This window comes from Streptomyces sp. 6-11-2, from assembly GCF_006540305.1.
Lineage (GTDB): Bacteria > Actinomycetota > Actinomycetes > Streptomycetales > Streptomycetaceae > Streptomyces.
This window is the reverse complement of the sequence record NZ_BJOR01000001.1, coordinates 482,522-498,419: the sequence shown is the minus strand read 5'-3', so window position 1 is coordinate 498,419 and position 15,898 is coordinate 482,522. Positions and strand designations below refer to the sequence as shown.

11 protein-coding genes are annotated in these 15,898 nt (G+C 73.8%); 4 read left to right on the top strand and 7 right to left on the bottom strand.

Annotated elements, in window-relative coordinates:
• Window positions 1-258 precede the first annotated feature (258 nt).
• Window positions 259-2,823: a CHAT domain-containing protein gene (locus TNCT6_RS02320; protein WP_253266371.1), complete on the bottom strand. Its 2,565-nt coding sequence runs from the start codon at window positions 2,821-2,823 to the stop codon at window positions 259-261.
• A 158-nt stretch (window positions 2,824-2,981) separates the two neighbouring features.
• On the opposite strand from TNCT6_RS02320, the gene TNCT6_RS02315 reads away from it, so the two are divergent.
• The 3 genes from TNCT6_RS02315 to TNCT6_RS02305 are packed head-to-tail and all read left to right on the top strand — an operon-like array spanning window position 2,982 to window position 5,565.
• Window positions 2,982-4,418, top strand: coding sequence for a S8/S53 family peptidase (locus TNCT6_RS02315; protein WP_141356038.1), 1,437 nt, complete (start codon window positions 2,982-2,984; stop codon window positions 4,416-4,418).
• 59 nt (window positions 4,419-4,477) lie between these two features.
• Window positions 4,478-5,053 (top strand): RNA polymerase sigma factor, encoded by a 576-nt coding sequence (locus TNCT6_RS02310; protein WP_141356036.1) that lies wholly within the window; start codon window positions 4,478-4,480, stop codon window positions 5,051-5,053.
• Window positions 5,050-5,565 (top strand): hypothetical protein, encoded by a 516-nt coding sequence (locus tag TNCT6_RS02305; RefSeq protein ID WP_373996143.1) that lies wholly within the window; start codon window positions 5,050-5,052, stop codon window positions 5,563-5,565. Before TNCT6_RS02310 ends, TNCT6_RS02305 begins: the two co-directional genes overlap by 4 nt.
• 202 nt (window positions 5,566-5,767) lie before the next feature.
• Here TNCT6_RS02305 and TNCT6_RS02300 read toward each other — a convergent pair whose 3' ends face one another.
• From TNCT6_RS02300 to TNCT6_RS02275, 6 genes are all read right to left on the bottom strand, one after another.
• The gene (locus tag TNCT6_RS02300) at window positions 5,768-6,565 is read right to left on the bottom strand and encodes an N-formylglutamate amidohydrolase (protein ID WP_141356034.1); all 798 of its coding nucleotides are present in this window, start codon (window positions 6,563-6,565) and stop codon (window positions 5,768-5,770) included.
• An 86-nt stretch (window positions 6,566-6,651) separates the two neighbouring features.
• On the bottom strand, window positions 6,652-7,812 hold the full coding sequence (locus TNCT6_RS02295; protein WP_141365977.1) for a homoserine O-acetyltransferase: 1,161 nt from the start codon (window positions 7,810-7,812) through the stop codon (window positions 6,652-6,654).
• Window positions 7,809-9,179 (bottom strand): bifunctional o-acetylhomoserine/o-acetylserine sulfhydrylase, encoded by a 1,371-nt coding sequence (locus tag TNCT6_RS02290; protein ID WP_141356032.1) that lies wholly within the window; start codon window positions 9,177-9,179, stop codon window positions 7,809-7,811. The genes TNCT6_RS02295 and TNCT6_RS02290 overlap by 4 nt, the downstream gene beginning before the upstream one ends.
• A 394-nt stretch (window positions 9,180-9,573) precedes the next feature.
• Window positions 9,574-11,790 (bottom strand): NADP-dependent isocitrate dehydrogenase, encoded by a 2,217-nt coding sequence (locus TNCT6_RS02285; protein WP_141356030.1) that lies wholly within the window; start codon window positions 11,788-11,790, stop codon window positions 9,574-9,576.
• Between the two features lie 122 nt (window positions 11,791-11,912).
• Window positions 11,913-12,677 (bottom strand): crotonase/enoyl-CoA hydratase family protein, encoded by a 765-nt coding sequence (locus TNCT6_RS02280; protein ID WP_141356028.1) that lies wholly within the window; start codon window positions 12,675-12,677, stop codon window positions 11,913-11,915.
• A gap of 100 nt (window positions 12,678-12,777) precedes the next feature.
• A complete protein-coding gene (locus TNCT6_RS02275) occupies window positions 12,778-13,752 on the bottom strand; it encodes a lysylphosphatidylglycerol synthase transmembrane domain-containing protein (RefSeq protein ID WP_141365974.1) in 975 nt (324 codons plus the stop codon).
• Between the two features lie 174 nt (window positions 13,753-13,926).
• Here TNCT6_RS02275 and TNCT6_RS02270 point away from each other — a divergent pair, with 174 nt between their 5' ends.
• Window positions 13,927-15,855: an ABC transporter ATP-binding protein gene (locus tag TNCT6_RS02270; RefSeq protein WP_253266370.1), complete on the top strand. Its 1,929-nt coding sequence runs from the start codon at window positions 13,927-13,929 to the stop codon at window positions 15,853-15,855.
• Window positions 15,856-15,898 lie beyond the last annotated feature (43 nt).

Sequence of the window (15,898 nt, the reverse complement as noted above, 5' to 3'; positions counted from 1 at the left end):
CGCACTCGTACCCCTCTCCTCATGGAAGGACCGGACGGGGATTGCCCGTCCGGCACTCGCGGAGAGTGGCACGCGGCGCGGCACCGCCGGAATGATCGTGCATGGCGGAAACATGACAATGCAGAGTTCCGCCAGGGGCCGCCGCCGGATGGCGTCGGATCGCCGGGTTGAATGGTGAGGTTCCGGACGCCGACGGGCGGCGGCGATCGACCCGACCAGCACTCATGCCCTCGTGCCCGGCCCGCCCCCTCCTCCGTCTCAGGCCGCGCCGAATGCCGCGAAGGCCCAGCCCGTCGCCTGGTGTGTCGCGTCGTCCGGCAGCGCGGCCCGTGCGTCGCGCAGAGCCTCGGCCAGGGAGAGTCCGGCGTCCAGGCCCTTGTGCAGGGCGAGCATCAGGGGAACCACCGCCTCGTCGTTGACGGGGGCGCTGCACGCCACCACCCCGGCGGTGCCCAGCGGCAGCAACGCCGTGACCAGGCCGAGGAGTTCGTCGGCGCCCACTGAGGCGAACCGGGCGGTGTCGCAGCAGGACAGGATGATCCGGTACGGGCTGCGGTCCAGACGCTCGAAGTCGTGCACGATGAGCGGGCCGTCGGCCATCGTCAGCGACGAGAACAGCGGGCTGTCCGCGCGGAAGGCGCCGTGCGCGGCGATGTGCGCGAGCGTGGCCCCGTCCAGCTCCCGCAGCACCCGCGACACGTGCGCGTCGGCCTCCTCCAGCACGGTCGGCGTGCCGTAGCGGTCGGCGAGTTCGGGCACCTCCGCGCCCCCGGTCGCCAGACCCGGCCCGCGCACCAGCACCCGGCGGCCCCCCAGCGGCGGTTCGGTCTCGTGGGCGCGCAGCCAGCTGCTCGCCGACGGCGACACGCTCAGCACCCGCTCCCGCAGTGACGGCAGCAGCGCCCACGGCACCCGGTGCAGCGAGCCCGGCGGCACCACCACGACCGGCCCGGAGCCCAGATGCCGGGCGGCCGGGCCGAGCAGCAGCTCCTCCAGGCGGCGCCCCGCCGCCTCCACCAGCGGCAGCCGGGCCGCCGCCCCCGGGTGGGCCAGCCGCCGCAGTCCCGCCTGCACGTGCTCGGCCTCCGTCACCGCGTCCGCGAGCCGCCCGGCCTCGAAGCGCCGTACCCGCCCCCCGCCGCACAGCAGCACGTGCACCCGCCCGTCCAGCACGGCCAGTTCGACCAGTCGCGCCTCCCCGAGCCGCGCCAGCAGCCGGCCGGGGTCGAACCGGTCGCCGCCGCCCGGCGCGTCGCCGCGCAGACGCAGGGTGCGGGAGCGGATCTCCCGCTCCAGACGGCGCTGTTCGCGTTCCAGGGCGGGCACCGGGTGGCCGTCCTGGCGGGCGTCCTGCGCGCGGGCGGCGATCTCACGGAAGGCGGTCAGCCCGCTGAGCAGGGCCGGGTCGGCGGGCGGCCGGGTGGGCGGCGCGGACAGCACGGTGGCCCGCCAGCGCTCGCTCCACACCAGCAGCCGCCGCGGCTCACCGGAGGCGAGAGCCGACTCCTGTGCCAGCGCGGCCAGTTCGGCGCCCTGAGCGGTCGCCCGGGCACGCAACTCCGAGGCGCCCAGCGTCATCCGGTGGTCGTCGAGCACGTCGAGACCGCGTCGGCACGCCTCCAGCACACCTCGGCGGGAACCCGCCGCCCGCGCCCGCAGCGCCTGCGCCGCCCAGCCCGTCATCCGGGCGAGCGGCGGTCCGCCGCACCGGCTGCGCGCGGCGACGGCGAGATGGCTCTCGGCGTCCGCCGGCCGGCCCAGGGCGAGCGCGATCCGGCCCGCCAGCAGCGACGCCTCGGGCGCGGCAGGCGAGCCGAAGGAGGCCAGCCGTTCGGCCACCGCCGCGGCGTCCGCGACCAGCCGCCCCGAGCGGCGCCCGTCGGCCACCCGGGCCTCGATCAGCACCAGCCGGGCGTGCGTCTCCCACCAGGTGCGCCGCTGCCCGGCGAACAGCCGCACGGCCAGCGCCGCGCGCGCGGTCGCCGTGTGCGGGTCGTCCGCCAGCCGCGCCGCCCGCGCCGCGGCCAGCAGCAGTTCCGCCTTGCGGGTCGACTGGCCGCCGATGCCGTCCAGTTCGGCGATCGCCGCGTCCGCCCCGGCCAGTGCCTCGGGGGCGAGACCGGCCGCCATCAGTACCTCGCAGCGCCGGATGTCCAGCATGAACGTCGGCGTGCCGAGCTTGGCGTACTGCTCCTCGGCCTCGTCGAGGAGCCGCAGCGCCGCCGGGATGTCGCCCTGCCGGAACGCCGCCAGTCCCCGGCTCTCCACGGCGTCGGCCTTGTCGTGCTCCTGGCCGGTGGTGTCCCACAGCGCCTGCGCCGCGGTGAAGTCGGCGTCCGCCCGTTCCACCGCGCCCAGCGCCAGGTGCACCGTGGCCCGCAGCGTCAGCGCCCGCGCCGTCCAGATCACGTCACCTGCCTGCCGCAGCACGGGAATCGCCCGCCGTACGTCCTCCAGCGCCTCACGGTGACGGCCCAGCACCCACCACACGTACGCCCGCCGGAACAGCACCCGCGCCCGGGTGTGGCCCGTCCCGCGCGCGACCCCGCGCTCGAATGCCACGAGTCCCTGCCGCGTGCGCCCCGCGTGCACCAACGCGACCCCCAGCGTGGCCAGTACGTCGGCCTCCCGCTCGGCCGAGTCGGCGCGCGCCGCCAGATCCCGGGCCCGCCGCAGATGCCGCAAGGCCAGCCGGGTGTCGCCGAAGTCCCGCTGCCAGATGCCGATCACCTGGTGCGCCACGGAGCCGTGCAGCGGCGGCGGACGGGCCTCCAGCAGCCCACGGGCCCGCGCCAGGGCCTCGCCCGGCGCGGCGAACACCATGGGCAGCAGTTCGAGGACCGAGTCGCTTCCCGCTGTCACGCGTCGGATGGTAGTGGCCTGGTGGGGCGCCTGGAACCGGCGCATGCCGGTTGGCGCTGTATCAAGTGTGAGCCCCACGGCTCAGACTGACGACCGTCGCACCAACGGGAGGACACGCCATGGCACCTCAGCGATTCCGTGAGCAGTTCGCTCAGATCCAGCGCTCGATGCCGGACGTGCCGCTCGCGATGGGCCCGGACGACGCCGCCGAGTTCTGTTACGAGAAGGGCGTCGTCCTCGCCCGCGACGGCGAGGAGGCCCGCCTGGTCGAGGACACCGTCCGCACGCATTTCACCGCGGCGCCCGGCCTGACCGCGGACCGCGTCCGCCGGGCGGGCCCGGAGAGCAACCGCACCGGCATCACCCGTATCCAGGTCGGCGACCCGGGCCGTGGCGACCGCGGCGGCGACCTCGCCGTCACGCACGCGCTGCGCGCCCTGCGCGAGCACGAGGGCAGAGCCGGAAGACGGCTGATCAGCCGCAACCACGTGGTGTCCATCGCGGTCAACGCCTGCCCCGGCGACGAGCCGGTGCCCGCCCCGCTCGCCCAGGGCCCCAACCCGGCGCCCGCCGAGACCGCCTACGACGGGGACACCGCCGTCGGCGTCCTCGTCGTCGACACCGGCCTCATGCACGACTACCGCGCGGTCCCGATGCTGGCCCACGTCCAGGGCGACGCGCAGGTGGAGGAGACCGACGACGCCGGCGTCCTCCAGCAGTACGTCGGCCACGGCACGTTCATCGCCGGGCTGGTCGCGGCCGTCGCCCCCAACACCGACATCACCGTGCGCGGCACCCTCAACGACGCAGGCGCCGTCCTGGAGTCCGACTTTGGCCACCGGCTGTTCGAAGCCGTCGACGCGGGCGGCTGGCCCGACATCCTCAGCCTGTCCGCCGGCACCTCCAACGGCCGCACGGACGGCCTGCTCGGGGTGGACGCCTTCATGCGGGAACTGCGCGCCCGCGGCACCCTGCTCGTCGCGGCCGCCGGCAACAACGCCAGCGGCACCCCGTTCTGGCCCGCGGCCTACGCCGGCCTGCCGGACTACGCCGAGTCCGTGCTGTCGGTCGGCGCCCTGCGCGGCGACGGCGAGCACGGCGCCTGCTTCAGCAACCACGGGGCCTGGGTGAAGGCGTACGCCCCGGGCGAGCGTCTGACCAGTGCCCTCACCGGGTTTCAGTCGCCCGTGCCGTACGTCTACCAGCACTCCACCTACGACGCGTGCCGGTTCGGCTTCTCCTACGCCTGCACCTGCCAGTCCCCGCGGCACACCGGGGTGCTCAGCGAGGCGGAGCAGAGCCCTCGGGCGACGGCGGACCAGGTGATGTTCGAGGGCTTCGCGCAGTGGAGCGGCACCTCCTTCGCCACCCCCGTGGCCGCCGGCATGATCGCGGCGCACATGACCGCACACAAGGAGCGCGACCCGCGCGCGGCCCGGCGCCAAGTGCTCGGGGCGAACACCGAATACGCGGAAGTACGCGGGGCGCACGTCCCGGCACTGCGTCCGCCGACCTGGAGTCCGGTCCCCGTGGTCCGGCTCGCCCCGCCGGCATGAGGTCCGGAACAGTCCCCTCCACGGCGTACGATGACAGGCCGTATTCGAGGGGTGAGTTCGTGGATCGTGCAGAAGTCGGCCTGCTCGTCCAGTCCGCCGTCGACGGTGACGCTGCGGCCTGGAAGGCACTGGTGGAGGGGCTGAGTCCGCTCGTGTGGTCGGTCGTGCGCGCGCACCGGCTCTCGGACGCCGACGGACACGAGGTGTACCAGACCGTGTGGTTCCGCTTCGCCCAGCACCTCGGGCGGATCCGGGAGCCCGACAAGGCGGGCTCGTGGCTGGCGAGCACCGCGCGCAACGAGTGCCTGAAGACGCTGAGGAGCCTCAGCCGGCTGACGGTGACGAGCGATCCGCAGCTGCTGGACCGGGTCAGCGAGGACCGTACGCCCGAGCAGTCGCTGCTCGACTCCGAGGAGGCCGCCGCACAGAGCGAGCGGATCCGCAGGCTGTGGCAGGAGTTCGAGAAACTCGGCGACCGCTGCCGCCAGTTGCTGCGGGTGCTGATCGCCTCGCCGCCGCCGAGCTACCAGGAGGTGTCCGCGGCCCTCGGCGTGGCCGTGGGCAGTATCGGACCACTGCGCCAGCGCTGTCTGAGGCGTCTGCGCGCACGACTCGACGCACGGGGGACAGCGTGAGCGACGGAAGCGACACCCACGACAACGACCGCAACGGCGACGAACTCCTCGGCGGGAAAGAACCGTTCGACGAGGAGGAAGTGGTCGCGGGCCTGGAGGAGGAGTTGCGGCAGGCCGCCGCCGTCCTCGACCCGGTGCCCGACAGCCTGCGTCAACTCGCCGTCGAGGCCTACGCGTTGCGTGACCTCGACGCCCGGATCGCGGAGCTGACCTTCGACTCGCTGGTCGACTCCATTCCGGTCCGGGGCGCGACGGACACACCGCGGATGCTGACCTTCCAGGCCGGTGAGCTGACCGTGGACGTCGAGGTCACCGGGGACGGGCTGATGGGGCAGGTGCTGCCGCCGCAGCAGGCCCGGATCGAGGTGCTGGCCGGCCCGCGGCGGCCGGGCCCCGCGCTCACCGCCGACGAACTGGGCCGGTTCACCGGCGAAGCGCCGCCCGCCGGCCCGTTCGCGCTGCGGCTGCGCGCGGGCGGCGAGGTCGTGGTCACGGAGTGGCTGCGGGCGTGACCGGTCCGGCGCGCCTCACCGGCTGACCGGCAGGGACCGCGGGCCGCGGATCATCGTCCTCCGCCGCCAGACGATCCGGTCGCCGGGACCGCGAGCCGCGGCCCCGGCAGCCGGACGAGCAGTGACTCGGCCCCCGCTCCCGCGTCGTACGGTCACCCCGGCCAAGCCCGCACCGCTCGTCGCGGCGTGCTCCAGCCGGAGGTCAGCGGCCCAGACCGTCGACGAGGGCGGCCAGCGCCCCGGCGAGCCGGTCGAGGCCGGGGCCCGCGGGGCCGCCCGGCTCGGTCATGTACGTGTCCCGCCGGATCTCCACCATCAGGGCGCCGACGCGGGCGTCCTCGCCGTGGAACTCCAGCGGGACGTACGTGCCGCTGAACGGGCTGTCCAGTCCCGTCCCGCCGCAGCGCGCGAACGCCGCACGGGCGAGCCCGGTCAGCTCGGCCGGGGTGTGGAAGGAGTCGGTGCCCAGGCACACGGGCGGCCGCGGACCACTGCCGTGCAGCTCGTAGGGGAGCGCGGCGCCGGGGTAGGAGTGCACGTCGATGATCACGGCCCGCCCGGTGGCGGCCAGCCGGTCGGCCACGGCCTTCGCCATCGCCTCGGCGTACGGCCGGAAGTACCGCTCGATCAGCGGCTCCGGGTCGGTGTCCGCCGGCCGCAGGACTTCCCGGTGCGTCGTCCGCGTGTACACCGCGCCCATCCCGACGGCGAGCATCTCCTCCCGCTCGTCCGGAAACCGCTCCGGGTCCAACACCAGCCGCGACAGCCGGTTGACGAACCGCCACGGCGCAAGGCCCGCCAACTCGGCCGCCGCCTCGGCGATGCGGTCGGTGTACGCGTCGGTGATGTGGTCCAGTTCCCGCTCAAGCGCCGCGTCGTCCAGCACGATCCCGGCCCGGACACCGTCCGGTATCGCCCGCGCCGCGTGCGGCACGTGCAGGATCACCGGCGACTCGGCGGCACCGGGCAGCAGTTCGAAGGACGGTGGGGTGTCGGGCATGGGGCTGTTCCTGTCTCTCTTCGCCTCGCCACGCGGTCTCGGCGCCATGGCCCCTCGATCCTGCCGCACCCCACTGACAACGCGGCTCAGACCGCCCCCAGCAGCTCCCGCACGAACCCTCCCACCTGCTCCGTCTCGATCAGGAAGCCGTCGTGGCCGTACGGCGACTCGACCACCCGGAGGCGGTCGGCGCCCGGGATGCCGTCGGCCAGTTCGGCCTGCTGGGCGAGCGGGTAGAGGCGGTCGGAGTCGACCCCGGCCACCAGCGTGGGGGCGGTCACCCGACCCAGGGCGGCGCGCACACCGCCCCGGGCACGACCGGCGTCGTGGGCGTTCATCGCCTCGGTCAGCACCACGTAGCTGGCCGCGTCGAACCGCCGTACCAGCTTGCCCGCGTGGTGGTCGAGGTAGGACTCCACCTGGTAGCGCCCGCCGTGCCACGGGTGCTCCGCGCCCTGCGGGGAACGGCCGAAACGGAGCTGGAGTTCGGGCTCGCTCCGGTAGGTGACATGGGCGAGCCGGCGGGCCAGTCCCAGGCCGGCGTGCGGTCCGAGGCCGGTGTCGTGGTAGTCGCCGCCGCGCCAGTGCGGGTCGCTGCGGATGGCGTGCAACTGGACGTTCGCCCAGGCGATCTGTTCCGCGCTCGCCGCCGCCGTCGTGGCGAGCAGCAGCAGGGCACCCGTGCGCTCCGGGTACGACACCGCCCATTCCAGGGCCCGCATCCCGCCCATCGAGCCGCCGGCCACCAGGGCCCACCTCTCGATGCCCAGCGCGTCCGCCAGATCCAACTCGGCTGCCACCTGGTCCCGCTGGGTCACGAACGGGAAGGCCCCGCCCCAGCACCGCGCCCCGTCGGGTCGCGGCGAGGCCGGTCCCGTACTGCCCTGGCAGCCGCCCAGCACGTTCGGCGCGACGACGAACCACCGGTCGGTGTCCAGCGCCCGGCCCGGCCCGACCAGCCCCTCCCACCAGCCCGGCGTGGGATGACCGGCACCGGCCGGCCCGGTGACATGGCTGTCGCCGGTGAGGGCGTGCAGCACCAGCACCGCGTTCGAGGCGTCCGGGGCCAGACTGCCCCACGTCTCGAACGCCAGCCGAACGCCCGCCAGTTCACCCCCCGCCTCCAGCGGCAGGGGCCTGCGGAGGCCGTGCCACCGACGGCGCCCCGGCGGATCCCCCGCCCGCCAGGCCCCGGAGGCCGGCGGGCGGGGGAGTGCGTCCGCGGGGGAGGCGAGCACGCTGTTCAGGACGCCCCCTTGGCCGCGCGGAAGCCGGCCTTCAGATCGGCCTTCAGGTCGGCGAGGCTCTCGATGCCGACCGACAGCCGCACCAGACCCGGCGCGGTCCCGGTCGCCGCCAACTGCTCCTCGTCCAGCTGGCTGTGCGTGGTGGACGCCGGGTGGATGATCAGGCTGCGCACGTCGCCGATGTTGGCGAGATGGCTGAACAGCTCCACCCCGTCCACGAACCGCTTGCCCGCCGCGACCCCGTCGCGCAGCTCGAAGGAGACCACCGCCCCCGCGCCCCGCGGCAGGTACTTGCGCCCCGCCTCGTACCAGGGGCTGGAGGGAAGCCCCGCGTAGTGGACCGCGGACACCTCGTCGCGCCGCTCCAGCCACTCCGCGAGCGCCTGCGCGTTGGCGGAGTGCCGCTCGATGCGCAGGCTCAGCGTCTCCACGCCCTGAAGCAGCAGGAACGCCGAGTGCGGGGACAGCGCCGGTCCCAGGTCGCGCAGCAGCTGTACCCGCAGCTTGGCGGCGAACGCGCCCGGCCCGAGCGCCGGCCAGTAGCGCAGACCGTGGTAGCTGGGGTCGGGCTCGGTGAAGTCCGGGAAACGGTCGGCGTGCGCGCCGAAGTCGAAGGTGCCGCCGTCCACCACGACCCCCGCGATCGCGGTGCCGTGCCCGCCGAGGAACTTGGTCGCCGAGTGCACCACGACGTCCGCGCCGTGCTCGATCGGGCGCAGCAGGTAGGGCGTCGGCACCGTGTTGTCCACGATCAGCGGCACGCCCGCCGAGTGCGCCACGTCGGCGACCGCCCGCACGTCCAGCACGTTGCCGCGCGGATTGCCCAGCGTCTCCGCGAACAGCGCCTTGGTGTGCGGCCGGATCGCGGCCCGCCAGGCTTCCGGGTCGTCCGGGTCGTCCACGAACGACACCTCGATGCCGAACTTCGGCAGGGTGTGCCGGAACAGGTTGTACGTGCCGCCGTACAGCGACGTACTGGAGACGACGTGGTCGCCGGCGCGCGCGACCGTCAGCAGCGCGAGCGTCTCCGCGGCCTGCCCGGAGGACAGCGCGACCGCGGCGACTCCGCCCTCGAGCGCGGCGATCCGCTGCTCGAACACGTCCTGGGTGGGGTTGTGGATGCGGGTGTAGATGTTGCCGGGCTCGGCGAGCGAGAACAGATCGGCGGCGTGCTGGGTGTCCCGGAAGACGAACGACGTCGTCTGGTAGATCGGTGTCGCCCGCGCGCCGGTCGCCGGGTCGGGCGCGGCCCCGGCGTGGACCTGCCTGGTCTCGAACGACCAGGCGGAGGTGTCGGGCCCGGCGGACGCCTCGTCGGGCGTGTGACCGGCGGCGACGGCGTCGATGGGCTGGGTGGGGTCGCTCATGGTGCTCCTCGTACGGAGTGCGGTGGCGCGGAATGCCACGGGTGTGCCGCGGGTCCCGGGGCATGCGTGAGCGCGTGCGGGAACCGCGGGATGAACGAGATGAGGGAGAGAAACGACGGAGGACCCGAGGGCCGTGACGCGACGGCGGTCCGCGGGCTCGTCAGCCGGTGAGGCGACAACCCGTGCTGGTGACACGTCCGTAGTCGACGTGGCGGCGGCTCACGAGCGCGATCATGCGACCCAGGTAAACACAGGGCTCCACGGCGCACCAGCGCCGGAGCGGGGATGACACGCAGCCGTCACAAAAGGGCTCCGCCCCGGCCGGCGGGATGCCGGTCGGGGCGGAGCGGTGAGGACTGCCGGGCCCCGGCGGTGTGCCGGGGCCCGGGTCGGCTCAGAGGGCGGCCAGCGCCTCGTTCCAGGTGGCCGACGGGCGCATGACCGCGGCGGCCTTGGCCGGGTCGGGCTGGTAGTAGCCGCCGATCTCGGCCGGCTTGCCCTGGACGGCGATCAGCTCGTCGACGATCTTCTGCTCGTTGGCGGCGAGGGTCTCGGCGAGCGGCGCGAACGCCTTTGCCAGACCGGCGTCGTCGGTCTGCTTCGCCAGCTCCTGCGCCCAGTACAGGGACAGGAAGAAGTGGCTGCCGCGGTTGTCGATGCCGCCGACGCGACGGGTCGGGGACTTGTCCTCGTTGAGGAAGGTCGCCGTGGCCCGGTCCAGGGTGTCGGCGAGCACCTTGGCGCGGGCGTTCCCGGTGGCCTCGGCGTACTGCTCCAGGGACGGCACCAGGGCGAAGAACTCGCCCAGGGAGTCCCAGCGCAGGTAGTCCTCCTTGACCAGCTGCTGCACGTGCTTCGGCGCGGAGCCGCCGGCGCCCGTCTCGAACAGGCCGCCGCCCGCCATCAGCGGGACCACGGAGAGCATCTTGGCGCTGGTGCCCAGCTCCAGGATCGGGAACAGGTCGGTGAGGTAGTCGCGCAGCACGTTGCCGGTCACCGAGATGGTGTTCTCACCGCGGCGGATGCGCTCCACCGACAGCTTCGTCGCCTCGACCGGGGACAGGATCTTGATGTCCAGGCCCTCGGTGTCGTGCTCCGGCAGGTACTGCTCGACCTTGGCGATCAGGTTGGCGTCGTGGGCGCGGCCCTCGTCCAGCCAGAACACGGCCGGGTCGCCGGTGGCGCGGGCGCGGGTGACGGCCAGCTTCACCCAGTCCTTGATCGGGGCGTCCTTGGTCTGGCAGGCGCGGAAGATGTCACCGGCCGAGACGGTCTGCTCGAGCACGGCGTTGCCGGCCTGGTCGACCAGGCGGACGGTGCCGGTGACCGGGATCTCGAAGGTCTTGTCGTGGCTGCCGTACTCCTCGGCCTTCTGCGCCATCAGACCCACGTTCGGGACCGAGCCCATGGTCGACGGGTCGTAGGCGCCGTGGGCGCGGCAGTCGTCGAGCACGGCCTGGTAGACGCCCGCGTAGCTGGAGTCCGGGATGACCGCGAGGGTGTCGTGCTCCTGGCCGTCCGGGCCCCACATGTGGCCGGAGGTGCGGATCATGGCCGGCATGGAGGCGTCGACGATCACGTCGGAGGGGACGTGCAGGTTGGTGATGCCCTTGTCGGAGTCGACCATCGCCAGCTCCGGGCCCTCGGCGAGCTCGGCGTCGAAGGAGGCCTTGATCTCGGCGCCCTCCGGCAGGTTCTCCAGGCCCTTGTAGATGCCGCCCAGACCGTCGTTCGGGGTCAGGCCGGCCGCGGCGAACGCCTCGCCGTACTGCGCGAACGTCTTCGGGAAGAAGGCGCGCACCACGTGACCGAAGACGATCGGGTCGGAGACCTTCATCATCGTGGCCTTCAGGTGCACGGAGAACAGGACGCCCTCCTGCTTGGCGCGGGCGACCTGGGCGGTGAGGAACTCGCGCAGCGCGGCGACGCGCATCACGGAGGCGTCCACGACCTCGCCCTTCAGGACGGGCACGGACTCGCGCAGCACGGTGGTGGAGCCGTCGTCGCCCTTCAGCTCGATGCGCAGCGCGCCGTCCTCGGCGATGACGACGGACTTCTCGGTGGAGCGGAAGTCGTCGACGCCCATCGTCGCCACGTTGGTCTTGGACTCCGCGGTCCAGGCGCCCATGCGGTGCGGGTGGGTCTTGGCGTAGTTCTTCACCGAGGCGGGGGCGCGGCGGTCGGAGTTGCCCTCGCGCAGCACCGGGTTCACCGCGGAGCCCTTGACCTTGTCGTAGCGGGCGCGGATCTCGCGCTCCTCGTCGGTCTTCGGGTCGTCCGGGTAGTCCGGCAGCGCGTAGCCCTGGCCCTGGAGCTCCGCGATCGCGGCCTTCAGCTGCGGGATGGAGGCCGAGATGTTCGGCAGCTTGATGATGTTGGCCTCGGGCGTCTTGGCGAGCTCGCCCAGCTCGGTCAGCGCGTCCGGGATCCGCTGGTCCTCGGCGAGGTACTCCGGGAACACGGCGATGATGCGCCCGGCCAGCGAGATGTCACGCGTCTCCACCGCGACACCCGCCTGCGAGGCGTACGCCTGGACCACCGGCAGGAAGGAATACGTCGCCAGGGCCGGGGCCTCGTCAGTGTGTGTGTAGATGATGGTCGAGTCAGTCACCGGGTGCTCCGCTCCACGTCTGCAACATTGCTCGACATCAAGATATCTCGTGACGGTCCCCGGCTCGACAGGGGTCCGCCCCGGATCCGGAGGGGTGGCTCACTCGTCCCTGGAGGGCGGACTCAATCGTCCGCGAACGAGCCGTGCCGTCCCGCCCCGGCGGCGAACCGGGCCGCGCCCTGAAGGCCCTCGGCCAGTACGTCCCTGCCGTGCCGGAGCTCCCCGCGCAGGGCCGACATCTCGTCCAGGGACTCCTGGTCCAGGACCGAGGCGCGGTCCGCACGCAGGCAGGCCTGGGGGAAGCCGGCGAGCCGGGCGGCCAGCCGCTCGGCCTCGGCGCGGGCATGTCCGGTGGGGACGAGCCGGTTCGCCAGGCCCATCTCGTACGCCTCCCGGGCCGGGACCGGCCGTCCGGTCAGGATCATGTCCATGGCGCGGCTGGTGCCGATCAGCCGGGGCAGCCGTACCGTGCCTCCGTCGATCAGCGGCACGCCCCAGCGGCGGCAGAACACACCGAACACGGCGTCCTCCTCCGCCACCCGCAGATCGCACCACAGCGCCAGTTCCAGACCGCCCGCCACGGCATGGCCGGCCACCGCCGCGATCACCGGCTTGGACAGGCGCATCCGGGTCGGCCCCATCGGCCCGTCGCCGTCCTCCGCGACCCGGTTGCCCCGCCCCGTGCCGACCGCCTTCAGGTCCGCGCCCGCGCAGAACGTGCCGCCCTCGCCCCACAGCACCGCCACCCTGGCCTCCGCGTCGGCCTCGAACCGGCGGAAGGCGTCGGCGAGTTCGGCGGCCGTGGGGCCGTCCACCGCGTTACGGGCCCCGGGCCGGGACAGGACGACCGTGGTGACGTACCCCTGGCGCTCGATCCGGACCGGCATGGCGGCGACCTCCTGCGGCGATCTCCTGGTGCGTGGTGGGACGGCAGGTTACTCCTCGGTCACCTCGTGCGGGAGACGGAGCCGCGGGGGAGGGGGACGGTCAGATGACCTTCAGCCGTACCAGCGCCCCCAGCGTGAGCGCCCCCGGCAGCAGCGGCAGCCACACGGTGATGATCCGGTAGGCGACCACCACCGCCGTGGCGACCGCGGCCGGCCCACCCGCCGCCACCAGCGCCACGACGAGCGCGGCCTCCACCGAGCCGAACCCACCGGGCGTGGGCACCAGCGCGACGGCGGTGGTGGCCGCCAGGTACGCCAGCGCCATGTGCACGGACGGCACCGGCAGCGCCAGCGCTCGGCCCACCGCGACCAGTGAGACCGCCTGAAGAGCCGGGAAGGCCAGCGAGCCGCCCCACAGCGCGAGCGCCCGCGCCGGACGGCAGTGCACCGAGCGCGCCTCGCTCAGCGCGGTGCGCACGAAGGAGGCGACCGCCGCGCGCAGCCGCCGTACGCACAGTGCCGCCCCGGCGGCGGCGACCAGGACCGCGCCCACGGTGTACAGCAGCGGACCGACCACTCCCGAGGGCAGCAGACCGCCGAGCCGCAGCGCGTTCGGGAACGCGAGGAGCAGGGCGGCGAGCAGCGCCAGCCGGGCGATGCTCTCCGCGAGCATGTACAGCGCGAGCGCGGCGGAGGACCGGGCCAGGGAGACCCCGCACACCGTCAGGAACCGCAGGTTCACCGCGCTCGCCCCGAGGCCCGTCGGCAACAGGTGGTTGGCGGCGCCGGCCGCGAACTGGGTGGCGAGCAGCCGCCGTCTCGGCAACCGCTGGACGACCGCGCCCTGCCGGGTGACGGCCGCCGCGACCCAGGTCAGACAGGTCGTGCCGACCGCGGCCAGCAGCCACGGCCACTCGGCGCTCCGCAGATGCGCGAAGCCCTCGGCCAGCACCGACCGGTGCCGCACCGCGGCCACCGCCACGAGCAGCACCGGCAGCAGGCACAGCACCTGGCGCAGGGGCAGGCGCCGCGGGAGCCGCCCTGGCCGCGGCTCGCGAAGTTCGGCCGCTGTCACATCCGGGGTCACATCCGGAGAGGGTTTCCCCGCCGCGCCAACGGCGGATGGCGGAACCGAGGACGGCGCCTTACGAGCGGAAAGCGGGTCGGGAGGAGTCGGAGCCGTAGGGGTCTTCGGGGTGCGCACATTGACCTCAACGATGCTTGAGGTTCTAGGTTCTTCTCCATGAGCATGGAGACCACCGCCTGGACGCAGCTGCACAGCGTCATGACCGCCCAGCAGGAGCGGCGTCCGCTCGCCCGCGCGACGCTGCGCCGTATCGGCGCGTTCGCCCGGCCCCACCGCCGCCGTATCGCGCAGTTCGTCGCCCTCGGGGTGGTGACCGCGCTGCTCGCGGTGGCGACCCCCGTACTCGCCGGGCGCGTCGTCGACGTGATCGTGTCGCGGGGCGACCAGGGCACGGTCGTACGCCTGGCCCTGCTCATCGCCCTGATCGCGGTGGCCGAGGCGGCGTTCGGCATCCTCGGCAGACGCCTGTCGGCCACGCTCGGCGAGGGACTCATCCTCGATCTGCGCACGGCGGTGTTCGACCATGTGCAGCGCATGCCGGTGGCGTTCTTCACACGCACGCGTACGGGGGCGCTCGTCTCCCGGCTCAACAACGACGTCATCGGCGCCCAGCGGGCCTTCAGCAACACCCTCTCGGGCGTCGTCAGCAACGTGGTCACGCTGCTGCTCACCCTCGCCGTCATGCTCACCCTGTCCTGGCAGATCACCCTGTTCGCCCTGGTGCTGCTGCCGGTGTTCGTGGTGCCGGCCCGGCGGATGGGCAGCCGGATGGCCCGTATGCAGCGGGAGGCGGCCACGCTGAACGCGGCGATGGGCACCCGGATGACGGAGCGCTTCTCCGCCCCCGGCGCCACACTGGTCAAGCTCTTCGGCCGCCCGGAGCAGGAGTCGGAGGAGTTCGCGGCCCGCGCCGCCCGGGTGCGGGACATCGGCATCCGCACGGCGACGGCGCAGTCCGCCTTCATCACCGCGCTGACCCTGGTGTCCTCGCTGGCGCTGGCCCTCGTCTACGGCCTCGGCGGGTACTTCGCCCTGCGCGGCACCCTGGAGCCGGGCGCCGTCGTGTCGCTCGCCCTGCTGCTGACCCGCCTGTACGCGCCGCTCACCGCGCTCGCCGGGGCGCGCGTGGAGGTGATGAGCGCCCTGGTCAGCTTCGAGCGGGTCTTCGAGGTGCTCGACCTCAAGCCGCTGATCGAGGAGAAGCCGGACGCCCGCCAGGTGCCCGAGGGACCCCTCGCCGTGGAGTTCGAGGGCGTCCGCTTCGGCTACCCGTCCGCCGACAAGGTCTCCCTCGCCTCACTGGAGGAGGTCGCCGGCCTCGACACCCGCGACGGCGCCGAGGTTCTGCACGGCGTCTCCTTCCGCGCCGAGGCCGGACAGACCGTCGCCCTCGTCGGCTCCTCCGGCGCCGGCAAGTCGACGATCGCGCAACTGCTGCCGCGCCTGTACGACGTCGACGAGGGCGCCGTGCGCGTCGGCGGCGTCGACGTCCGCGACCTGACCTCGGCGTCCCTGCGGGCGACCCTCGGCATGGTCACCCAGGACGGCCACCTGTTCCACGACTCCGTGCGCGCCAATCTGTTGCTGGCCCGCCCCTCGGCGACCGAGGCGGAACTGTGGGACGCCCTGCGCCGGGCCCGCCTCGACGACCTCGTGCGCTCCCTGCCCGACGGCCTCGACACCGTCGTCGGCGAGCGCGGCTACCGTCTGTCCGGCGGGGAACGTCAGCGCATGACCATCGCCCGGCTGCTGCTGGCCCGCCAGCGGGTGGTCATCCTCGACGAGGCCACCGCCCACCTCGACAACACCTCGGAGGCGGCCGTCCAGGAGGCACTGACCGAGGCCCTGGACGGCCGGACCGCGGTGGTGATCGCCCACCGCCTGTCCACGGTGCGGGCCGCCGACCTCATCCTGGTCGTCGAGGGCGGACTGATCGTCGAACGCGGCACCCACGACGAACTCCTGGCGGCGGACGGCCGGTACGCGGAGCTGCACCGCACGCAGTTCGAGCAGCGGGCCGAACAGGCGCGGGAGGCGCGGCAAGCGGGGGTGGCGCCGGAGGCCGTGGTGGCCGGGGAGGCGGTGGCGTAGGCGGCACCTGGTACTGGCGGCCGCCCGGTCACCGCGAGGGCGC